Origin of the sequence: Streptomyces sp. NBC_01244 (assembly GCF_035987325.1) — a bacterium.
Taxonomy (GTDB): Bacteria; Actinomycetota; Actinomycetes; order Streptomycetales; family Streptomycetaceae; genus Streptomyces.
This window is the reverse complement of sequence record NZ_CP108488.1, coordinates 2,501,356-2,522,640: the sequence shown is the minus strand read 5'-3', so window position 1 is coordinate 2,522,640 and position 21,285 is coordinate 2,501,356. Positions and strand designations below refer to the sequence as shown.

Annotated in this window: 21 protein-coding genes; 12 read left to right on the top strand and 9 right to left on the bottom strand. The window is 73.0% G+C overall.

Features of this window, described 5'->3' with window-relative positions:
- Positions 1 to 25: 25 nt before the first annotated feature.
- Together OG247_RS11120 and ypfJ are read right to left on the bottom strand one after the other, a co-directional pair.
- Complete coding sequence (locus OG247_RS11120) at positions 26 to 421, bottom strand: VOC family protein (RefSeq protein ID WP_327252081.1); 396 nt, start codon at positions 419 to 421, stop codon at positions 26 to 28.
- A gap of 70 nt (positions 422 to 491) precedes the next feature.
- Entirely contained in the window at positions 492 to 1,382 is an 891-nt protein-coding gene (ypfJ, locus tag OG247_RS11115; RefSeq protein WP_327252080.1) for a KPN_02809 family neutral zinc metallopeptidase, read from the bottom strand.
- A 287-nt stretch (positions 1,383 to 1,669) separates the two neighbouring features.
- Between ypfJ and OG247_RS11110 the strand changes: the two genes are divergently transcribed.
- The 8 genes from OG247_RS11110 to OG247_RS11075 all read left to right on the top strand — a co-directional run bounded on the left by OG247_RS11110 (position 1,670) and on the right by OG247_RS11075 (position 7,187).
- The gene (locus tag OG247_RS11110; RefSeq protein WP_266909769.1) at positions 1,670 to 3,268 is read left to right on the top strand and encodes an ABC-F family ATP-binding cassette domain-containing protein; all 1,599 of its coding nucleotides are present in this window, start codon (positions 1,670 to 1,672) and stop codon (positions 3,266 to 3,268) included.
- Between the two features lie 352 nt (positions 3,269 to 3,620).
- A complete protein-coding gene (locus tag OG247_RS11105) occupies positions 3,621 to 3,842 on the top strand; it encodes a helix-turn-helix domain-containing protein (RefSeq protein ID WP_204357858.1) in 222 nt (73 codons plus the stop codon).
- A gap of 178 nt (positions 3,843 to 4,020) precedes the next feature.
- Positions 4,021 to 4,800 (top strand): enoyl-CoA hydratase/isomerase family protein, encoded by a 780-nt coding sequence (locus tag OG247_RS11100; protein ID WP_327252079.1) that lies wholly within the window; start codon positions 4,021 to 4,023, stop codon positions 4,798 to 4,800.
- Positions 4,801 to 5,071: 271 nt separating this feature from the next.
- Positions 5,072 to 5,509: an Asp23/Gls24 family envelope stress response protein gene (locus OG247_RS11095; protein ID WP_327252078.1), complete on the top strand. Its 438-nt coding sequence runs from the start codon at positions 5,072 to 5,074 to the stop codon at positions 5,507 to 5,509.
- Positions 5,510 to 5,519: 10 nt separating this feature from the next.
- Complete coding sequence (locus OG247_RS11090) at positions 5,520 to 5,756, top strand: hypothetical protein (protein ID WP_327252077.1); 237 nt, start codon at positions 5,520 to 5,522, stop codon at positions 5,754 to 5,756.
- A complete protein-coding gene (locus OG247_RS11085; protein ID WP_327252076.1) occupies positions 5,753 to 6,115 on the top strand; it encodes a hypothetical protein in 363 nt (120 codons plus the stop codon). Before OG247_RS11090 ends, OG247_RS11085 begins: the two co-directional genes overlap by 4 nt.
- Positions 6,112 to 6,642 carry a DUF6286 domain-containing protein gene (locus tag OG247_RS11080; protein WP_327252075.1) on the top strand — a complete coding sequence of 177 codons (531 nt, stop codon included), beginning with the start codon at positions 6,112 to 6,114 and terminating at the stop codon, positions 6,640 to 6,642. The genes OG247_RS11085 and OG247_RS11080 overlap by 4 nt, the downstream gene beginning before the upstream one ends.
- A complete protein-coding gene (locus OG247_RS11075; protein WP_327252074.1) occupies positions 6,639 to 7,187 on the top strand; it encodes an alkaline shock response membrane anchor protein AmaP in 549 nt (182 codons plus the stop codon). Before OG247_RS11080 ends, OG247_RS11075 begins: the two co-directional genes overlap by 4 nt.
- Before the next feature lie 21 nt (positions 7,188 to 7,208).
- Here the strand turns inward: OG247_RS11075 and OG247_RS11070 are convergent, their stop codons facing one another.
- The 6 genes from OG247_RS11070 to OG247_RS11045 all read right to left on the bottom strand — a co-directional run bounded on the left by OG247_RS11070 (position 7,209) and on the right by OG247_RS11045 (position 13,742).
- The gene (locus OG247_RS11070) at positions 7,209 to 7,964 is read right to left on the bottom strand and encodes an SDR family oxidoreductase (protein ID WP_327252073.1); all 756 of its coding nucleotides are present in this window, start codon (positions 7,962 to 7,964) and stop codon (positions 7,209 to 7,211) included.
- A gap of 9 nt (positions 7,965 to 7,973) precedes the next feature.
- Positions 7,974 to 8,771: an SURF1 family cytochrome oxidase biogenesis protein gene (locus OG247_RS11065; protein ID WP_327252072.1), complete on the bottom strand. Its 798-nt coding sequence runs from the start codon at positions 8,769 to 8,771 to the stop codon at positions 7,974 to 7,976.
- A 106-nt stretch (positions 8,772 to 8,877) separates the two neighbouring features.
- Positions 8,878 to 9,111: a hypothetical protein gene (locus OG247_RS11060; protein ID WP_112453882.1), complete on the bottom strand. Its 234-nt coding sequence runs from the start codon at positions 9,109 to 9,111 to the stop codon at positions 8,878 to 8,880.
- 106 nt (positions 9,112 to 9,217) lie between these two features.
- Entirely contained in the window at positions 9,218 to 10,207 is a 990-nt protein-coding gene (locus OG247_RS11055) for a DEDDh family exonuclease (RefSeq protein ID WP_327252071.1), read from the bottom strand.
- 2 nt (positions 10,208 to 10,209) lie between these two features.
- Positions 10,210 to 12,966: an MXAN_6230/SCO0854 family RING domain-containing protein gene (locus OG247_RS11050; RefSeq protein WP_327252070.1), complete on the bottom strand. Its 2,757-nt coding sequence runs from the start codon at positions 12,964 to 12,966 to the stop codon at positions 10,210 to 10,212.
- Between the two features lie 149 nt (positions 12,967 to 13,115).
- Positions 13,116 to 13,742, bottom strand: coding sequence for a TetR/AcrR family transcriptional regulator (locus OG247_RS11045; protein WP_327252069.1), 627 nt, complete (start codon positions 13,740 to 13,742; stop codon positions 13,116 to 13,118).
- Between the two features lie 155 nt (positions 13,743 to 13,897).
- On the opposite strand from OG247_RS11045, the gene OG247_RS11040 reads away from it, so the two are divergent.
- The 4 genes from OG247_RS11040 to OG247_RS11025 are packed head-to-tail and all read left to right on the top strand — an operon-like array spanning position 13,898 to position 18,116.
- Positions 13,898 to 14,695 carry an acetoacetate decarboxylase family protein gene (locus OG247_RS11040; protein ID WP_327252068.1) on the top strand — a complete coding sequence of 266 codons (798 nt, stop codon included), beginning with the start codon at positions 13,898 to 13,900 and terminating at the stop codon, positions 14,693 to 14,695.
- Positions 14,695 to 15,579 (top strand): SDR family NAD(P)-dependent oxidoreductase, encoded by an 885-nt coding sequence (locus OG247_RS11035; protein ID WP_274552546.1) that lies wholly within the window; start codon positions 14,695 to 14,697, stop codon positions 15,577 to 15,579. Before OG247_RS11040 ends, OG247_RS11035 begins: the two co-directional genes overlap by 1 nt.
- 12 nt (positions 15,580 to 15,591) lie before the next feature.
- Positions 15,592 to 16,878, top strand: coding sequence for an amidohydrolase family protein (locus OG247_RS11030; protein WP_327252067.1), 1,287 nt, complete (start codon positions 15,592 to 15,594; stop codon positions 16,876 to 16,878).
- The gene (locus tag OG247_RS11025; protein WP_327252066.1) at positions 16,875 to 18,116 is read left to right on the top strand and encodes an amidohydrolase family protein; all 1,242 of its coding nucleotides are present in this window, start codon (positions 16,875 to 16,877) and stop codon (positions 18,114 to 18,116) included. The genes OG247_RS11030 and OG247_RS11025 overlap by 4 nt, the downstream gene beginning before the upstream one ends.
- An 85-nt stretch (positions 18,117 to 18,201) precedes the next feature.
- Here the strand turns inward: OG247_RS11025 and OG247_RS11020 are convergent, their stop codons facing one another.
- Positions 18,202 to 21,258 (bottom strand): NACHT domain-containing protein, encoded by a 3,057-nt coding sequence (locus OG247_RS11020; RefSeq protein ID WP_327252065.1) that lies wholly within the window; start codon positions 21,256 to 21,258, stop codon positions 18,202 to 18,204.
- Positions 21,259 to 21,285 lie beyond the last annotated feature (27 nt).

The window sequence follows — 21,285 nt, the reverse complement described above, 5'->3', positions numbered from 1 at the left end:
CGGGAGCGCGTGCGCGCCGCGGGTCTCAGACCTGCGGCGCGTACGTCCCGAAGCTCCACACGTTGCCCTCGGCGTCGCGGGCCATGTAGTCCCGCGAGCCGTAGTCCTGGTCGGTCGGCTCCATCAGGATCTCCACACCGTGCTCGACGGCCCGGCGGTGGTGGGCGTCCACGTCGTCGACGCGCACGTAGACCCCGGTCGGGCCGGCCGTCGCCATCGCCTTGTCGAAGGCGCTGCCGGTGCCCTTGCTGCCGAGCATCACCATGCCGTTCCCGTAGGACAGCTCGGCGTGCACCACCGCGCCGTCATCGCCCTCGTAGGCCGCGACCTGGGTGAAGCCGAAGGCTTCCGTGAGCAGGTGGATGGCGGCCTTGGCATCGGTGTACAGCAGGGTCGGGCAGATGGACGGAACGCCTGCCATGACGACCACTCCCTCTCGTACCGCGGGTGGACAGTGAGCCACGTCACAGCATGACAGGCGTCGTGAGAAGTCAGCGGAAGGTGTTGCACTGGGCCATGTCGCCCGTGCGGTAGCCCTGGTAGAACCACTGCTGGCGCTGCTCGGCCGAGCCGTGCGTCCAGGACTCCGGGGTCACCCGGCCCTGGAACTTCTCCTGGATCCGGTCGTCGCCGACCGCGGCCGCCGCGTCGAGGCCGTCCTTGATGTCCTCGTCGGTGAGGGTGGTGATCAGGGGCTTGCCCGTGGACTCGTCCGGGGTCTTCGTCGCGTTGTGGGCCCAGACCCCGGCGTAGCAGTCGGCCTGCAGCTCGACCCGTACCGCGTTGCTGCTCGCGCCCTGCCGGCCGTCCTGGGCCTTCTGCAGGGTGCCGGTCAGGTTCTGGATGTGGTGGCCGTACTCGTGGGCCACCACGTACGCCTGGGCGAAGGGGCCGCCGCTCGCGCCGAACTTGGTCCGGAGCTCGTTGAAGAAGCCGAGGTCCAGATAGACCTGCCGGTCACCGGGGCAGTAGAACGGGCCGACCGCCGAGGTGGCCGCCCCGCAGGCGGTGCCCACCTTGCCGGTGAAGAACACCGTCTGCGCCGGGGTGTACTGGGCGCCGCGCCTGGCGAACTCCTGCTTCCAGAAGTCCTGGGTGCTGTTGATCACCGCCACCAGCCGGCAGTCCTCCTTGGCGTTCGCGTCCGCGCCCGTCTTGCAGCTCTGCTGCACCTGGGCGGCGGAGGAGGAGGTCGACGCGGGCTCGGGGCTTCCGTCGGACAGGCCCAGCTGCTCCGGGCCCACCCCGAACAGCAAGCCCATGATCAGCGCGATGAAACCGATGATGCCGCCACCGATCGTGGCCTTCCCGCCCGGGATGCGGCTGCCGCGTACGTCCTTGACCTCGGAAGTGTCCAGATTGGCGTTGTCGTCGAACTGCATCCCGCACCGCCCTCCATTCCTACCAAGGGGGGTACGAGTACGCCCCTGCGGCGAGTATCAACCCGTTCATCCTCATACGCCCCCCGGCCGGGAGGCGTGTTCCCTGGGCCGAACGGGGGACGCACGGGTGAGGGCGGGGCCGGTCCCCGGAGGGGCGGGCGGGCCCGAAAGTAGTTGCGCACCCCCGGTAGAATGACTCCCATGGCAAATCTCCTCGCGGATTAGCGGCGTAGAAGCTTCGCGTCCTGCCCCCCTTCCGCCGTCCCGACCCGCCCTGGAGTATTTCCGTGATCACCGCCACCGGCATCGAGCTGCGCGCCGGCGCCCGCATCCTCATCGAGAACGCCTCCTTCCGCGTCGCCAAGGGCGACCGCATCGGCCTCGTCGGCCGCAACGGAGCCGGCAAGACCACCCTCACCAAGTGCCTCGCGGGCGAGGGGACCCCGGCCGGCGGCAGCATCGCCCGCTCGGGCGAGGTCGGCTACCTCCCGCAGGACCCGCGCACCGGCGACCTCGACGTGCTGGCCAGCGACCGGATCCTGTCCGCGCGCGGACTCGACGTGCTGCTCAAGAAGATGCGGATGAACGAGGAGCGCATCTCCTCCGGCTCCGGCGCCACCCGCGAGAAGGCGATGCGCCAGTACGAGCGCCAGGAGACCGAGTTCCTCACCAAGGGCGGTTACGCCGCCGAGTCCGAGGCCGCGACCATCTCCGCCGCCCTCGGCCTGCCCGACCGGGTGCTCGGCCAGCCGCTGCACACCCTCTCCGGTGGTCAGCGACGCCGCGTCGAGCTCGCCCGGATCCTCTTCTCGGACGCCGACACCCTCCTGCTCGACGAGCCGACCAACCACCTCGACGCCGACTCGATCGTCTGGCTGCGCGACTACCTGAAGACCTACCGCGGCGGCTTCATCGTCATCTCCCACGACGTGGACCTGGTCGAGACGGTCGTCAACAAGGTGTTCTACCTGGACGCCAACCGCTCCCAGATCGACGTCTACAACATGGGCTGGAAGCTCTACCAGCAGCAGCGCGAGGCCGACGAGAAGCGCCGCAAGCGCGAGCGCCAGAACGCCGAGAAGAAGGCCGCGGCGCTGAACTCGCAGGCCGACAAGATGCGCGCCAAGGCCACCAAGACCGTCGCCGCCCAGAACATGGCCAAGCGCGCCGACCGCCTGCTCGCGGGCCTGGACGCCGTCCGCGTCTCCGACAAGGTCGCCAAGCTGCGCTTCCCCGACCCGGCGCCCTGCGGCAAGACCCCGCTGACCGCCGAGGGCCTGTCGAAGTCCTACGGCTCGCTGGAGATCTTCACCGACGTCGACCTGGCCATCGACAAGGGCTCCCGCGTGGTCATCCTCGGCCTCAACGGCGCCGGCAAGACCACGCTCCTGCGCCTGCTGTCGGGCACCGAGAAGCCCGACACCGGCACGGTCATCCCCGGCCACGGCCTCAAGCTCGGCTACTACGCCCAGGAGCACGAGACCCTGGACCCCGAGCGCTCGGTCCTGGAGAACATGCGCTCCTCGGCGCCGGACCTGGACCTGGTCTCCGTACGCAAGACGCTCGGCTCCTTCCTCTTCTCCGGCGACGACGTCGACAAGCCCGCGGGCGTCCTGTCCGGTGGCGAGAAGACCCGCCTGGCCCTGGCGACGCTGGTCGTCTCCTCGGCCAATGTGCTGCTGCTCGACGAGCCCACCAACAACCTCGACCCGGCCAGCCGCGAGGAGATCCTGGGAGCCCTGCGCACCTACAAGGGCGCCGTCATCCTCGTCACCCACGACGAGGGCGCGGTCGAGGCGCTGGAACCGGAGCGGATCATCCTGCTCCCGGACGGCGTCGAGGACCTGTGGGGTCCGGACTACCGGGACCTGGTGGCGCTCGCCTGAGGCGCTTCCGCTTCCGTGATCCTTTGCTTATGGATCATTCGGCTCAGACGTGATCCATCATCTGAGTGAGACGGTCTCATACCGTTCCGCGCTCGACGAAGGCCCCGGCTGCGCATCCTCACCGATGCCGCCGGGGCCTTCCGTTTTCCCGTTCCGGCCCCTGACCTGGTGATTCATACCGGCCGAGTGGAAATGTGACGGAGGTCATGCAGCGGAAGAGGAGATTCCGTTCTGCTCGGGTGTCCACGGCTGAAGAAATGCCGTACCACCGACCTTGCTGAATGGGTGGCCAGGAAGCCGGGGAGGGGTGATCATGAGAAGTCCAGAGCGCACTTCCCATGAGGAGGCACGGGTGGCCGAAACTCTGAAGAAGGGCAGCCGGGTAACCGGCGCCGCGCGCGACAAGCTCGCGGCAGACCTGAAGAAGCAGTACGACTCCGGTGCGAGTATCCGGGCGCTGGCCGAATCGACTGGCCGGTCCTACGGATTCGTCCATCGGATGCTCAGCGAGTCCGGAGTCACGCTGCGTGGTCGCGGAGGCGCGACGCGCGGCAAGAAGGCGGCTACGGCCTGACCATTTGGTTCCCCTTGGTTCCAACGGTTCTTCCGTATTCAGCTTCACGGTTCCAGTTCCACTTCCACCGTCCTTCGGTGACCCCCCGGTCGGCTCCATGGCCGACTGGGTGGTTACTGTGCAGTCACTTAGGCCGAGATCGCGGCCGAACGACGGCACAACCACCGGAGGCACACAGATGGCTCTGCTCGACAAGGACGGCGTACGGCTCACCGTCGACGACACGGTCGCCACGGTGACACTGACCAATCCGGCCAAACGAAACGCTCAATCCCCCGCGCTCTGGCGGGCGTTGACGGAGGCTGGAAGGTCGTTGCCGGGCACCGTCCGGGTCGTCGTGCTGCGTGGCGAAGGGCAGTCCTTCTCCGCAGGGCTCGACCGGCAGGCATTCACCCCCGAAGGCTTCGAGGGTGAGCCGTCCTTCCTTGACCTGGCGCGCGGTTCGGAGGAACTGCTCGACTCCACCATCGCCGAGTACCAGGAGGCGTTCACCTGGTGGCGGCGCAACGACATCATCTCCGTCGCCGCCGTTCAGGGGCACGCGATCGGTGCCGGTTTCCAGCTTGCCCTCGCGTGCGATCTGCGCGTCGTCGCGGACGACGTGCAGTTCGCCATGCGCGAGACCGGGCTGGGCCTGGTGCCCGACCTCGGCGGCACCCAGCCGCTGACCTCGGCGGTCGGCTATGCCCGCGCGCTCGAAATCTGCGCGACGGGCCGCTTCGTCCAAGCCGAGGAGGCGGAACGGATCGGCCTCGCGAACCTGGTCGTCCCCGCGGGCGAACTCGACGCGGCCGTCCAGGACCTCACCACCGCGCTGCTGGCTCCGCCGCGCGATGCGGTGATCGAGACGAAGGCGCTGCTTCGCGGTGCGGTGTCGCGCCCTTACGAGGACCAGCGCGCCGCCGAGCGTGCCGCCCAGGCCCGCCGCCTGCGCGATCTGGCCGGCCTCTCGGACTAGCCGCGCCGCCGCTGCCGGGGACCAGCCCCCGGACCCCCGCTCCTCAAACGCCGGAGGGGCTGAAAAGATCGCCTCAAACGCCGGCGGGGCTGGATGTATCCAGCCCCGCCGGCGTTTGAGGCGCGGGTCCGGGCGGAGCCCGGGGAACGGTGGAAGGGCGGGTAGGGGACTTCGCCCCGCGGGGCCGACCACCCGCAGCCGCGTCGGGACGGGCAGCGGAACCGGTCCCGACTTACCGTGGTCGGGAGCCCACCGTGCGAAGGGATCCGCCATGACCGAATCCGCCGCCACAGGCGGCAACGCCGCCAAGCCCCCCGCCGACCGCGGGAGGACGAGCATCGCCGACGGCGTGGTCGAGAAGATCGCCGGCCTGGCCGCCCGCGAGGTGGTCGGCGTTCACGCCATGGGCAGCGGCAGCGGCCTCTCCCGTACCTTCGGCGCCGTCCGCGACCGCGTCCCCGGCGGGGCCAAGTCCACCGTCAGCCGGGGCGTGAAGGCGGAGGTCGGCGAGGTGCAGACCGCCCTCGACCTGGAGATCGTCGTGGATTACGGCGTGTCGATCCGGGACGTGGCCCGGGCCGTCCGTGAGAACGTCGTCTCGGCGGTGGAGCGGATGACCGGCCTCGAGGTCGTGGAGGTCAACATCGCGGTCAGCGACGTCAAGCTGCCGGACGAGGACGACGAGGAGCCGGAGTCCCGACTGCAGTAGAGGAGTCCGCATGAGCATGGCGGTCGTCGGCCTGGTGGCCGGCATGGCACTGGGGTTCGCCGGGTACTTCGGCGGCTTCGGGGCCTTCCTGCTGGTGGCCGCCCTCGGCGCCATCGGCTTCGTCGTGGGGCGGTTCTTCGACGGGGACCTGGAACCGGGGGACTTCTTCCGCCCCCGGGGCCGCCCCGGGGACCGAGACCGCGACCGAGGTCGGGACCGGGATCGGGACCGGGACCGGGACCGATGAGCACCCCCCGCCCCACCCCGCCCCAGGTGCCCGCCGCCGAGCGGGGAGCCACCCGGATCGCCGACCGGGTCGTGGCGAAGATCGCCGCCCAGGCCGCCCGGGAGGCGCTGACCCGGCCCGCTCCGGACGCGGCCCCGCCGCACGCCACCGTCACCGTGCACCACGACATCGCCCGCGTACGGGTGGTCCTGGAGCTGCGCTACCCCTCCGACCTCGCCGCCCAGTGCGCGGCCGTACGCCGCCACGTCGCCCAGCGCGTCGAGGAGTACGCGGAGATGGCCGTACCCGAGGTGGACGTGGACATCGAGCACCTGCGCCCCGCGCGGCCCGCCGCCGGGCGCGACCGGCGGGTCCGGTGAGCGCCCGCTTCCGGTCGCCGCGGCGGTTCCCGGCCGCGGTGGGGGCGTTCGCCGTGCTCGGGGTCGCGGGGCTGTTCCTGTACGACCTGGCGGCGGTACGGGCCCACCGCCCGGGCATGCGCTGGCGCGACGAGCTCTCCCGGGCACTGGAGCGGCACACCCCGGCCGACCCCGGCGTGCTGATCGGCGGCGGATTGCTGGCCGCGGCCGGGGCCGCGCTGCTGCTGTACGCACTCGCCCCGGGCCTGCGCGGGATCCTCCCGATGGGTTCGGGGCACCCGGAGGTCCGGGGCGGACTGGAACGCAAGGCCGCCGCTCAGGTGCTGCGCGACCGGGTCATGGAGGTGGCCGGGGTGCGGTCGGTGCGGGTCAGCGTGGGCCGGGCCCGGATCGGGGTCCGGGCCGTGTCCCACTTCCGCGAACTGGACGACGTACGGGCCGATCTGGACGCGGTGCTGGCCGTCGGCGTCGACGAACTGGGGCTGGCCCACGAGGTACGCCCGAGGGTGCGGGTGAACCGCCGGTGACGCTGGGGACGGTGAACCGGGTCCTGCTCGCGCTGCTCGGACTGGTCCTGCTGGCGGCGGGGGCGTCGGTGCTGACCGCGTCCGGGCCGTTCGAGGGCCGTCATGACCCTCTGCTGGCGCCGCACGGGCCGGGCTGGCCGGCGCCCTGGTGGGTGGTGCTCGCCGTCCTCGGGGTCTGCGTACTGCTGGCGTTGTGGTGGCTGCTGTCCCAACTGCGGCGGGCCCGGCTCGCGGAGGTGCTCGTCGACACCGGGGACGGCGCGTTCGCGGTGCTGCGCGGGCGGGCGCTGGAGGAGGCCGTCGCGGCCGATGTCCAGGAGGCCGTGGAGGGAGTCGCCCGGTGCCGGGTCACGCTGCGGGGCCGGCGCGGGGCCCCGGCCCTGGGGGTCGCTCTGGAGCTGGAGCCGCACGCGGTCCCGGCCGACGTACTGGCGGCCCTCGCCGGCCCGGTGCTGGGCCGGGCCCGCACCTCGGCGGCGCTCCCGGCCCTCCCGACGGAGGCCCGCCTGTACGTCACCCCCCGCCGGGCGCGGCGGGTGACGTGAGGCGGAGCCGGGGCGGACGGCTCAGAAGCCGTGCCGGGAGCCGCCGTCCACCGGGAGCATGAGGCCGGTCAGGTAGGAGGCCGCCGGGGACAGCAGGAACGCCGCCGAGCGGCCGAACTCCTCCGGGGTGCCGTACCGCCGCAGCGGGATCCCCGCCTCGTTGCGGGCGCGGGCGAGCTCCGCGTCCCCGGACAGGGCGTCGAGCTCGCGGACCCGGTCGGTGTCGATGCGGGCGGGCAGCAGGCCGACCACCCGGATGCCGCGCGGGCCCAGCTCCACGGAGAGGGACTTCGCGAAACCGGCCAGGCCGGGGCGCAGGCCGTTGGAGATGGTGAGTCCCGGGATCGGCTCGTGCACGGAGCCCGACAGGACGAAGCCGATGACCCCGCCTTCGGAGAGCTCCGCGGCCGCCGCCCGGGCGAGACGGACCGCGCCGAGGAAGACCGAATCGAAGGCCGCCGTCCACTGCTCGTCGGTGTTGTCCGCCGCCGAACCGGGCGCCGGGCCGCCGACGCTGATGAGGATGCCGTCGAGGCGGCCGAAGTGCTCCCGGGCCGCGGCGACGAGCCGGGAGGCGGCCCCGGGGTCGGAGTTGTCGGCGGCCACGCCGACCGCGTTCGGGCCCAGCGCCTTGGCGGCGGCCTCGGCGCGCCCCGCGTCCCGGCCGGTCAGCACCACCTTGGCGCCGTCGGCGGTCAGTTCGCGGGCGGAAGCGTAGCCGAGGCCCCTGGTGGCGCCGGTGACGACGTAGACACGGTCCTTCAGTCCAAGATCCATGCCGACACGCTACGCGGTCGCCACCGGCTCCCGCTCGGCAGCGTCGGTCCCGGCGGCGGCCGCCGCCTCGCGGTCGCGCTTCTCGCGCCGTACGAGCACGATCCAGCCCACCGGCACCGCGAAGGTGAACAGCCACCACTGGATGGCGTACGCCATGTGCGGGCCGATCGAGTCGTGATCGGGCTCGGCGACCACCTCGGGCTTGCCGTCGGCCGGGACCGGGGCGGTGAGTTCCAGGTAACCGCCGAGGACGGGCTTGCCCAGGTTCTTCGCCTGCCGGCCGCTGTTGATCAGCATCACCTGGCGGTCCGGCAGGCCCTTGCGGTCCTTGATGCCGCTGCCGCCGCTGGTCTCGTCGGCCTTCAGCCGCCCGGTGACCGTGACCTCGCCGGTGGGCGCGGCCGGCACCGGCGGGTAGGCGCGCGGGTCGTCGCCGCCCGCGACCCAGCCGCGGTTGACGAGCACGACCCGGCCGTCGGCCAGGACCAGCGGGGTGAGGACGTGGAAGCCGACCTTGTCGTCGTTGTCGGTGCGCATGCGCACGACGACCTCGTGCGCGGAGTCGTACGTACCGGTGGCGGTCACGGCCCGCCAGTAGTCGGCGCGCGGGACCACGTGGCCGGGGGAGGTGACCTCGGTCATGGGGACCGGCTTCGCCCGCAGGTTCGCGTCGATCAGCTCGTTCTGCGCGACACGGTGCTCATGACGGTGGAACTGCCAGAACCCCAGCTTGATCATCGCGGGGATCAGGGCGAGGCCGATGAGGGTGAGGCACACCCACTGCCGGGTCAGCACAAAGCGGTACACGCCCACGACGGTACCCCCAGCGGCGAGGACCCCGGCGGCCGGGTGGCCGTCCGGGGTCGTGGCGGAGGGGGAGTAGGGGGGGAAGCCGGGGAGGGCGGGACGGGAGTCAGACGCGGTCGGTGATGCCCACCTTCCCCTCCGCGCGGGCGCAGTGCCCTCCGCAGAACCACTGTCCCTCGACCTCGACGCCCTGCCCGATGATCTGGACCCGGCAGTGCTCGCAGATGGGCGCCATGCGGTGAATGGCGCAGGAGAAGCAGTCGAAGACGTGCACAGCACCCTGTGCGTGGACTTCGAAGGACATGCCGTAATCGTTCCCGCAGACTTCGCAACGTGCCATGCGCGGCATGCTGCGCAGGGCGGCCCGCCGGAACAAGATCCACCGGGGTGAGTCGCCGAGCGTGCACCCGGCCGGCCCAACGGGCGGCCCCCGAACGTCCCCGCGGTCAGTCCCCCGCCGGAGCCACGTCCCGCAGCAGCTGGGTGAAGGCCGCCTCGTCGACGACGGGGGTCCCGTAGGACTTCGCCTTCACCGTCTTGGAGGTCGAGGAGTCCGGGTCGTTCGTCACGAGCAGGCTCGTGAGCCGGGACAGGCTCGTCGCGACGTGCAGGCCCGCCTCCACCGCGCGGTCCTCCAGCAGCTCCCGGTCCACCGAGGTGTCACCGGAGAACGCGATCCGCATGCCCTGCTTCAGCGGGGTGCCGTCCGCCCACCGACCCGGGTTCGGGTACGGGCACGGCGGCCGCTTGCGCGAGGCCCGCCAACCGGCCCCGGCATTCCCGCCGCCCGCCCCGTACGAGGCCTGGTACCCGACGCGCGGCGCGGCGGGGGTGTCCGACCACTCCGTCAGCGGCCGGCATTCCAGCAGGGGCAGCCGTACGTTGTCCCGCGCGGCCGCGTGCAGGGACGGGCGGAACGCCTCCGCGAGGACCCGGGCGTCGTCGAGCGCGTGGTGGGCGCGCTGCTGGACCACGCCGAAGTGCGCGGCGAGCGACTCCAGCTTGTGGTTGGGCAGCGGGAGGTTCAGTTCCTTCGACAGGGCGATGGTGCACAGCCGCTGGCGCACCGGGGCGGTGGCCTCGGCCCGCGCGTACTCGCGGGCGATCATCTGCCAGTCGAAGATCGCGTTGTGCGCGACCAGCACCCGGTCGGCGAGCCGGCCCGCGAACTCCTCGGCGATGTCCTTGAAGAGCGGCGCGTCCTGGAGCATGTCGCTGGTCAGACCGTGGATCCACACGGGACCGGGGTCCCGGAGCGGGTTGACCAGCGTGTACCAGTGGTCCTCGACGTTGCCCTGAGCGTCGAGCCGGTAGACGGCGGCGGAGATTATCCGGTCGTCGCGAGCGAGCCCGGTGGTCTCCACGTCGACGACCGCGTACCCCTGTGGGTACGCGGTCGGCCACATCGTCTCTGCGGTCGTACGGTCGGCGAGCATGGTCACAGAGGATATCGGCCCGCGCCGACACTCGAAGCCCTACGGCCTTTCAGCTCGGCTCGGCCCAGCTCCGCCACGAGGTCCCCGGCCGTCACCCGGGCGAAGGACCCGGGTACTTCGGCGGGGCCCGGGAAGAGCCGGCAGGCCGTCCCCGAACCGCCTTCCGGTGCCACGCTCGCGTGGGTCAGTGCCAGGAACACGCGCTTCCCGGATGCCAGTTCGGCGGCCTCCGCGTCCGCGTCCGCGCGGGGCCGGAGCTCCTCGGGCGGCTCCAGGGCGGCGATCCGCGCGGCGAATCCGGCCGGTTCCTCGCCGGCCGCGGCCCGGTACAGCCACACCTCGTCGGTGGCCGAACTCTCGGTGGCCCGCCGGATCACGGCCACCTCCCGGGTGCGGGCCGCCGCCCGCCACACGGTGAGGTCCCACAGGGTCGTGCGGGTACCGGAGGTGAAGTGTGCCCACGCGTCCGAGGCCACGGCCGCGACCCGGTCGCCCGGCGGGGTGACGCTCTCGAAGGCGTCCGAAGGCGGCAGGCGCAGGTCCGGCCACAGCGCCCGCCGTGTGGCCAGTTCCACGACCATCGGAACCCGGGCCCGCGTCGCGGGGCCCCTCAGCTCGAAGCGCGGGCCGGCCGTGCGCGGGTCCTCCGGGGAAGGGGATGGAGGTGGGGATGGGGATGAAGGTGGGGATGGGGACGCGTGCGGGCCGTCCGCCGGCCGGGCCGTGAACCCGGTGAAGGCCCGCGCCAGCTCCTCGAACGGCACCCCGCTGTAGCCGGACACCAGTGCCACCGCGTACGCGTCCCCGCGCCCGGCGAGCCCGGCCGGGTTCAGGTCGACGTACTCCGTGTCCCCCTGCCGTGCCGGTACCGGTACGGGAGCCCAGCCGTGGCCGCCCGAGTGCACGGCGCCGGCCCCGGGCCTCCCGTGCACCGGGCGGCCCCGGTCGCACAGGCCGGTGAACTTCCAGTCGGCGTCGAAGAAGGCCACCGCCAGGTCCAGGTGCGCCACCTGGTTGCGGGCCTCGCTCCAGTGCAGGAACAGCCTCAGCTCCTCGCCCGCCGGAAGCGCCAGGACGCTGCCCCGGGGCACCGAGGCCGGAGCCCCGGCGTGGGCCTGCTCCCCTGAAGGCACGGGCAGTTCCGCGAGCCCGGAGTCCAGGACGGCCAGCTCGTAGGGTTCCCCCTCGGCGAGGGCGAACCGGCGCAGCACCTCCGCTTCCAGCAGGGCCGCGGCCGCCGTGACGAGCGGGCCCGGAAGCGGCGGGCGGTCCTCCGCCACGGACCGGACGTGCCCGGCCGGGCCCTTGGGGAAGAACACGCGCCGCGAGCCGGTCCGGTCCCGGGCGCGTCCGCGCAGGGCGCCGAGCGCGGCCAGCAGCGGGCCCGCGCCGACGGCGGGGAGCCCGCGGGCCAGCTCCCGGGCCAGCTCCGGGACCAGACGGTCGCCGGTGTGCAGGCGCAGCAGATGGTCGAGGCGCAGGACGAGTTCCTCCGGGCGCTCCCCGGCCACCGCGGCGGCCGCCCCGGGGTCCGCCCCGGCGAGGGCCCGCTCCAGGCGCCCGGACCAGGTCGCGGGCCGGAGCCGGTTCCCCTCCACGCGTAGGGCGTCCGGATGGGCGGCGGCGCCCTCCCGCAGCGCCGCGCCCAGGGCGCCGGACAGGACGGTGCCCCGCAGCACGGCGAAGGCCAGGGCGGCCCGGGGATGGCGGGCGTACCGCTCGAAGGGGTGCAGGGTCTCGGCGGCCCGCTTCCAGGCGGTCGGATGCCGCAGCAGCTCCTCGACGAGGCCGGGGACGGGCAGCGCGTCGAGTACGCCGAGCAGGGCGCGGCGCAGCGGCCGGTCCGGGGAGTGGAACCGGGAGGGCGCGGGCGTGAGCAGCGCCGGGTCCCCGCCGGACAGCGCGGCGAGGAGCCGCAGCACATCGGTGGCGCTGGTCAACCGCCCGGCCAGCAGCGGCAGTACGGCATTCCGCGGGGCGGGTCCGGTCAGCAGGCGGGCCAGGACCAGCGCCCGGGTCTGCGGTACGGGGATCCGCGCGGGCAGCCAGTCGAGCCCGGCCGGTGCCAGCGGGACCAGCAGCGCCAGGTCGGCGCGGTCCTCCGGGGACAGCGGGGCCGGTCCGGCGAGTAGCGGGGCCAGCACCCGGGCGGCGTCGGCCGAGGGGTCGGTGCCGAGCCGCAGCAGCCGGAGCGGGCCGGGCGGGATCCCGCTCCCGTCGCCGTCGGGCACGCGGTGCTCCGTAGCGAGGGAGAGGAAGGGCGCGGCCGGGTCGAGGGGGCGCAGGCAGACGGGGCAGCCGGGGTGGTCGGCGTGGTCGGCGCCCTCCCGGCAGGAGCCGCAGACGAGATGGGCGCACGGGGCGAGGGGACGCACGGGCCGGGTCTCGGCGCAGAGGGCGCACGGCCGGGCGGGGTCCCGGCGCAGCAGGGTCAGGACGCGTTCGGTGTACCAGCGCTCGGTGTCGCGCGGGATGGAGAAGGGGAAGCGGCGGAAGGCCGGCCGGTGCGCCGGGTCGGCGCCCGCGAGCCCGTCGGCCAGTGCCAGCAGGCGCGAGCGTTCCTCGGCCAGATCGGTCGGCGCCAGGACGGCCAGGGCGGCGTACAGCTCCCGGCTCAGGGTGTGGCCGCGTTCCAGGAGTTCGCCCTCCAGCGGGCGGACCCCCTCGGTGCCGGGCGAAGCGGCGGCCGGCGGCCGGTCGACGTAGACGGTCTGGAGCCGGCGCAGCATGAGCTCTTCGACGGATCGGGTGACGGGCACGGCCTGGTTTCCCTCGTTTCCCTCCGCGAACGAAAAACGGGGGCGGAGAGAAGGCGCGCGGACTTTCCGTGAAAGGGAGAGGATGCACGCCGGGGAGCCGCCCCCGTGAGGCAGATCCCACCACGGGCGGCCGCGCGGCGGCAAGCCGGTTACCCGGCCGGTGGCGTCAGCAGGGCCTTCACCAGGGCCCTCAGGGTCAGTTGGAACAGCCGTTCCGGATCCACCGGCCGGGCCAGCGCGCGGGCCAGCGGCGGGTCGTGCGGGGCGTCGGCCGGATCCCAGAGCTCGCTCTCGGCGGGGGACTGGGCGGGGGAGCGTTCGCGATTGCGCTCGACCAGGACGAAGCCGATGATCTGGAACTGGATCGCGCGCACCGCATCCGCGGCCCGGCTCCCGCGCAGGCCGGCCGCGTGCACCTCGTGGACCAGGGCCTGCTGGGCGGGCAGGAACATCCGGTCGGTGAGGCCGCGCTCGTGGACCATCGCGATCAGGTGCGGGCGCTCGCGCAGCTCGCGGCGCAGTGTCCGGGCGACCGAGACGATGCGGTCGCCGGGGTTGCGGCCGACCGGCCGGATGGCGCCCACTTCCTCCACGGTCCGCTCCACGAGGGCGTCGAGCAGTGATTCGCGGTTGCCGACGTGCCAGTAGATGGAGGTCACCGCGGTGCCCAGCTCGGCGGCGAGCTTGCGCATGGTGAGGGCGGCGGGGCCGTGCTGTTTGACCAGGGACGCGGCGGCGTCCAGTACCTCCGCGCGGGTCAGCGTGGTTCTGGCCATCGTGTCCGCCCAGCTTTCTGTCGATCCGTCAGATCAGTTACGTGCAAGGGTCTTTACCCTTCATCGGTCCCGGTGTAACTGTGTTACAGAACCAGCTGCGTCAGAACCGACTGCCTCAGACCCGACTGCGTCCTAGACGAAGGATGGTGCGATAGATGGCACGCGTACGGTACGGAGCGCGCACCGAGGCCGAGATCGCCGCTTCGCGCGAGAAGAGTTCCAAGCTCCCCGACATCTGGTCCACCGGTGTGGTGGCCGTTTGGGAGACCGACCCGGACGTGGTGGCGGCGGTCCTCCCGCCGCCGCTGAAGCCCACGGAGCGGCCCCTGGTGCGGGCCAACATCAGCAAGGTGGACCTGCCCGGCTACCCGCTCGGCGCCGGCTCGGTGGCCGTCGCCGCCCAGCACGACGGGGTCGAGGGCTGGTACCCGCTGGTCATGCCGATGAGCATGGAGCGCGCCCTGATCGGGGGCCGCGAGGTCTTCGGCGAGCCGAAGAAGCTCGGCGAGATCACCGTCGAGCGCGAGGGCCTGGTCGTCCGGGCCTCCCTCGCCCGGCACGGGATCGCCTTCGTGGAGGTGCGCGGGGCGGTGGACCGCGTGCTGCCGCTGCCGGAGCCCACGGTGAAGACCGACTTCTACTTCAAGTTCCTCCCCGCGGTGGACGGTTCGGGATTCGACGCCGATCCGGTACTGGTGCACTGCACCCGCAACGAGAAGGTCCGCAAGCTGGAGCACGTCACCGGCGACGTGGTGCTCCGCGAGTCGATGTTCGACCCGGTGGCCGACCTTCCCGTACGCCGCCTCGTCGAGCTCACCATCGGCGAGAAGACCACCGACCAGCGCGGCAGGGTCGTCGAGCGGGTCAGCGCCCAGGCCCTGCTCCCGTACATCCACCAGCGCTACGACGACCCGATGCAGATCCTCGACGGACCGCCCGAGGGGAGCGTCTGATGCGACTCGAACCGGGACAGGTGGCCGTGGTCACCGGGGCCGCGAGCGGCATCGGCCTCGCCATGGCCCGCCGCTTCGCCGCCGAGGGGCTGAAGGTGGTCCTCGCCGACGTGGAGGAGGGCGCCCTGCGCAAGGCCGCCGACGAACTCGCCGCCGACGGCGCCGAGGTCCTCGCCAAGATCGTCGACGTCAGCGACCGGGACTCCGTGATCTCGCTGGCCGACGCGGCGTACGAGACCTTCGGCGCGGTGCACGTCCTCTGCAACAACGCGGGCGTCGGCTCCGGAGCCGAGGGCCGCATGTGGGAGCACGAGCCCAACGACTGGAAATGGGCCTTCTCCGTCAACGTCTGGGGCGTCTTCCACGGCATCCAGGCCTTCGTCCCCCGCATGATCGCGGCCGGCGGCCCCGGCCACATCGTCAACACCTCCTCCGGAGACGGCGGCATCGCCCCGCTGCCCACCGCCTCCGTCTACGCGGTCACCAAGGCGGCCGTGGTCACCATGACCGAGTCGCTCTACGCCCACCTCAAGGCGGAGGGCGCGGCCATCGGCGCCTCCGTGCTCTTCCCCGGACCGCACATGCTGCGCACCGGCCTGTGGGAGTCGCACCGCAACCGGCCCGACCGGTACGCCAAGGAGCGCCCGCGCAAGTCCCCGTACCGCAGCCTCGACCAGTACGAGGCCGCCATGAAGCAGGCCGGCCACGAGGTGAACTTCACCCCGGTCGAAGACGTCGCGGACCACGTCGTGGACGGCATCCGCGCCGACCGCTTCTGGATGCTGCCCGACAGCGAGCACAGCGACCGGCAGATCCGCGCCCGGTCGCAGTCGATGCTCGACCGCGCCAACCCCGCCTACCTGGAAAGCTTCATCCTCGACTGAGGAGCCTCAATCGTGAGTGCGTACGAAGACCCGTACCTGATCATCTCCTCCGACTGCCACGCGGGGCTGCCCACCGAGCAGTACCGCCCCTACCTGGACCGCGCCTTCCACCCGCAGTTCGACGAGTTCCTCGGCGAGCGCGACGCCCGCCGCGCCGAGGCCACCAAGCTGGGCGTGCGCAACGAGGCCTTCGCCGAGAAGTGGTTCCACGACCACGAGGAAGGCCTCAAGGGCGGCTGGGACGTCACGCAGCGGCTGAAGGAACTCGACGGCGACGGCGTGGCCGCCGAAGTCGTCTTCCCCGACGCCGACGCCGTGGACAGCCAGACCGCCGCCCCCTTCGGGGTGGGCCTCGGCCTCTCCGGCGACCAGGACCCCGAGCTCGGCATGGCCGGAGCGCAGGCGCACAACCGGTGGCTGGCCGAGTTCGTCTCCGAGAATCCCGAACGGCACTGCGGGGTCGCCCTGCTGCCCATCACCGGCGAACCGGACAAGGTCGTCGCCGAGATATACCGGGCCAAGGCGTCCGGGCTCGGCGCCCTGATGATCCCGGCCATGTGGGTGGACAAGGCCCCCTACCACGACCGCCGTTACGACCCGGTGTGGGCGGCGGCGGCCGAGACGCAGATGCCGATCGTCACCCACTCGGGATCCTCGCCGCGCCACGAGTACGGGGACCACCTGGGCATCTTCGTCTCCGAGGTCACCTGGTGGCCGGCCCGCCCGCTGTGGTTCCTGCTCTGGTCCGGGGTCTTCGAGCGGCACCCGGGGCTGAAGTTCGGCGTCGCCGAGTCGGGCTGCTGGTGGCTGCCGAACCAGCTCTGGTTCATGGACCGGCTCTACCTCGGCGCGCACGGTGGCAAGAAGCTGTCGCCGTTCGAGGAGCTGAAGCGGCCGCCGAGCGAGTACCTGGACCGGCAGGTGTTCATCTGCGCCACCAACACCAAACGGCGCGAGCTGGCCCAGCGCTACGAGATCGGCGTGGACAACATCCTGTGGGGCTCGGACTTCCCGCACCCCGAGGGGACCTGGCCCAACACCCGGAACTGGCTGAGGAACACCTTCCACGACATCCCCGTCGAGGAGACCCGCCGGATGCTGGGCCTGGCCGCGGCGGACGTCTTCGGCTTCGACACCGAGAAGCTGGCGCCGATCGCCCGCCGCATCGGCCCCACCCCCGCCGAGCTCGGCCAGAGCGCGGACCAGGCGGCCGTCGAAGCCTCCTGGTCGCGCTCGCGCGACGTGGGCCGGCACTGGCTGACCGACAACGACTTCCCGGTCCTGGGGGTGAACCCGTGAGCTCCGAGACACCGGCCGCCGGGGAGGACCGCTACACGGTCATCTCGGCCGACTGCCACGCGGGCGCCGACCTGCTGGACTACAAGCCGTACCTGGAGAAGCGCCACCACGAGGAGTTCGACGCCTGGGCCGCGACCTACGTCAACCCGTACGAGGACCTCCTCGCGGACACGGCCGACCGCAACTGGAACTCCCAGCGCCGGCTGGCGGAGCTGGAAGCCGACGGGATCGTCGCGGAGGTGCTCTTCCCGAACACCATCCCGCCGTTCTTCCCCAAGGCCTCGCTGATGGCCCAGCCCCCGACGGCGGCCGAGTACGAGATGCGCTGGGCCGGGCTCCAGGCCCACAACCGGTGGCTGGCGGACTTCTGCGCGGACGCGCCGGGCCGCCGGGCGGGCGTGATCCAGATCCTGCTGAACGACGTGGACGCGGCGGTCCGGGAGATCCGCCGCACCCGCAACGCGGGCCTGACCGGCGGCATCCTGCTGCCCGGCGTCCCGCCCGGCTCCACCGTTCCCGAGCTCTACTCACAGGTCTACGACCCGATCTGGGCCGTCTGCGACGAGCTGGACGTCCCGGTCAACCACCACGGCGGCTCCGCCTCGCCGCCGCTGGGCGACGAGCCGGCGGCAAGGGCCGTCTTCATGGTGGAGACCACCTGGTTCTCCCACCGGGCCCTGTGGCACCTCATCTTCGGCGGGGCCTTCCGCCGCAACCCCGGGCTGAAACTGGTCCTGACGGAGCAGGGCTCCGGCTGGATCCCCGGCGTCATCGAGATGCTGGACTACTACCACGGCCGGCTGGTGGCGGCCTCGGCCACCGCCGAGGCCAAGTTCGGGGCCGGGCTGGCCGAGTCCATGGGCAAGGGGCCGGGCGAGGTCTGGCGGGACAACTGCTTCGTCGGAGCGAGCTTCATGCGCCCCCACGAGGTCCCGCTGCGCGACCGGATCGGCCTCGACAAGATCATGTGGGGCAGCGACTACCCCCACGACGAGGGCACCACGCCCTACTCCCGGGAGGGCCTGCGCATCGCCTACGCGGGGCTGCCCCGCGAGGAGGTCGCCGCCATGGTCGGCGGCAACGCCGCCCGGGTGTACGGCTTCGACCTCGCCCTCCTCGACGCGGTGGCCGCCAAGCACGGCCCCCTCGTCTCGGAGGTCGCGCAGCCCCTGACGGAGGTTCCGGCGGGAGCCACCAGCCCGGCCTTCGCCCGCGGGGGCTCGGTCCGGGTCTGGTGACGGGGAGCGCGCAGACGCCCCGTAGCACCACCTCGGCCGCCTGACCCGGCGATCCCGGCGGCCCCGGCAGCCCCGCCGGAGCGGTTCAGTCCCTGCGGACGAGCCGCTCCGGCGGGATCAGCTCCGCCCCGGTGACGTGCGTGCCCCGGCGCAGCTCGATCACCAGCTCCTCCAAGGGGGCGAGCGGCGACAGGTCCACGGTCCCCAGGCATTCGCTCAGCACCAGCCGGCGCAGCGCCGGGACATCGCGCAGCGCCTCCAGGGTGCCCTCCAGCGCGCACCGGATCAGCACGAGCCGGCCGAGGCGTTCGTACGGCAGGAGCGCCCCGGCCGAAATGGGCGCGGCGTGCCGGATCTGCAGCGCGGTCAGCCCCCTGAGCGGCAGCGAGCGCACCAGCTGCCGGTACTGGCCGCTCCCGGCGACCGTCAGCTTCTCCACCAGCGGCCACCGCTCGATCCCGTCGAGGGTCATCCGGCGGGCGCCCTGCCACAGGTGCAGCGCGGTCAGCGAGTCCGCGGCCGGTACGTCCCCGATCCGCCGCTGCTCCGGTTCGAAACCGATGACCAGCGAGCGCAGGCCGGCCGCCCCCGCCAGCGGGGCCAGCGAGAGGTCGTCCCGCAGGTAGCCGAAGGCGAGGCTGTCCGCCCGCAGCTCGGACACCACCTCGATCCCGGTGACCTTCGGGCAGTCCAGTACGCCCAGGTGCCGCAGCGCCGTCCGCCCGGCCAGCGGGGACAGGTCGGCCAGCCGCGCGTTGCGGTGCAGGATCAGCGACTCCAGGTCCCGCCGCCCGGCGATCTCCGGCGGCACCGGCCCGTCCCAGGTGACGTGCACCCGGTGGATGTGCGGGAGCCGGTCCAGGGCCCGCAGCTGTCCGGCGGTGCGCACGTGCAGGTGGGCCGCGCGCATGGAGGCGTCGGCGAGCACCGTGTCCACGTAGGCGTCCACGGGGAACCGCCCCCAGGCATCGGACAGTTCGCGCCCCACCTCGTAGCGGTCGTCGGTCCGGAAACCCGCGATGACCTGGAGGGCCCGGTCGCCGCCGACCAGTGCCGCGGTACGGATCGTCGCGGCGGCCTCCTCCTCGGTGAGCCCGGCCGGCTCCGGCAGCAGCTCCAGGACCAGCTCGCCCGCCTTGGCCAGCTCCCCGGCCTGGCTCGGGGAACGCGGCGGCAGCAGCCGGGCCGTACGGGCCTCCACCTCGCGCCAGACCTCCGGGTCCAGCTCCGGCGCGTGCTCCAGACAGGCTGCCGCGAGCAGCACCAGGCGGCTGCGGTCGGCTTCGACCTGGTCGGCGCGGTGCAGCAACTGCCGCAGCAGCGAGGCGCGTTCGTCGGGGCGGGCGTGCCCCACGGCCATCCGGACCACGTTGTCCCAGGTGTCCTCGTGGGCATTGCGCACCAGGACGCCGAAGTCCCGCGCCTCCACGGCCGCCTTGGCGCCGAGGTAGTCCTGGAAGGTGCGGTGGACGAACAGCACCGAGCCCGGCACCGGCTCCCGGAGCAGGCCGCTGCGGATCAGCAGGTGCCGGAACACCGTCTGCGCGCTGCCCTGCGCCTTGACCTGCGGCATGGCGTCGAGCGATTCGGCGATCATCCTGATCGCCTCCTCGGCGGAGGCCTCCACCTGCCCGTTGCGGATCAGCCAGTACGCGAGCCGCTGGAGCAGCAGGGTCTGTTCGTCCCGGCTGAGGTAGACGCCCTCGACCCCGGAGATGTCCCGCTCGCTGTCGCGGCGGATCAGGAGCATGTCCAGCGCCGCGTCGTAGAGCTCCTTGCGGGCCCGGGGCAGGTGCATCCGGCGGTCCCGGTTCAGGGCGCAGAGCAGGGCGCACATCAGCGGGTTCGTCGCGAGCCGGCCCAGGTCCCGGCGGGTGGCGACGGCCTGCAGGAGCGCCTTCTCGTACCGGTCCAGCAGCTCGCGCTCCCGGCCGGAGCCCTCGCCGTCGGCTTCCGCGCGGGCGGAGTCGTGCCAGTGCGTGATGAAGGCGCCGACGTCGTCGCGTTCCATCGGCAGCAGGGCGAGCGAGGAGAAGCCCTGGGCGGTCAGCCAGTCCTCCGGTACGGCCGAGGGGCGGGTGGTGACCACGAAACGGGCCGCCGGGTACGCGGTGAGCAGCTCCCGGAGCCAGGACTCGGTCCGGCTTCGCAACCGCGGCGGCACCTCGTCGACCCCGTCGACCAGCACCAGCGCCCGCCCGGCGGCGAGGAGCTGCTCGACCCAGCCCTCCGGGGCCGTCAGCGGGACCCCGGTCGCGGTCAGCCAGTCCCCGGGCCGCGGGAGCCCGGCGGGGGAGTTGAAGGAGCGCAGCGGCAGGACGAAGGGGACCAGGGTGTTCCAGTCGCGCAGCTGGGGCCCGAAACTGCTGCGGGCGGCGTTCAGCGCCAGCCACTGGACGAGGGTGCTCTTGCCCGAGCCGGCCGGGCCGCGCAGCAGGACCCGCTCCGCGGAGTTCAGGGCGACCTCGGCCTTGACCGGGGTCTGCGGGCCGGGCTCCTCCAGGAGCTGCGCGCCGCTGACGGCGAGGCTGATGTAGGCGAGGTCCAGGGGCCAGTCCCGGCGGTCCTGGCTGAAGGTCAGCCCGAACAGCTGGACCCGTGCCTGGGCCCGGGCCACGTGGTGCGCGTACTCCTCCTCGAACCGTGCCGCCCGGTCGTCGGCGCCTCCGCTTTCCGTGCTCCCACTTCCAGCGTCCCCGCTTCCCGCGCTCCCGCCCCCGCCCCCGCCCGCCGGGTCCTGCGGGCCGCTCCTGCCCGCCGCGCGGCACAGGGCGAACAGCTTCCGGTAGGCGGCCGCCGCCGCACGGCTCAGGGCGGCGCCGGCCGGGGGGTCATCAGCAAGCGCCGGGCCGGGGTCCGTCGCGAAGAGGGCCCGGGCCTCCCTAGGGCCCAGCGCGGCGAACACCTCGCCGACGGCGGTCACCGCCGCCAGCCGGTCGGGCTCCGAGAGTTCCGTGAGTTCCGCGACCGCCCCGGCCAGCCGGCCCGCCAGCTCGTGCGCGAGGCGTCGTACCGCGGGATCGCCCGCCTTCGCCGGCCTGAGCCGGCGCGCCGGCCCCGGCCGGGACTTCGCCAGGGCGAGCGCCACCGCCTCGGCCGTCCTTAAGGCCGCGGCCCCGAAACCCGCCCCTGAGTCCGTCATCCCCATGTCCTCCCCTTGCCCGGACAC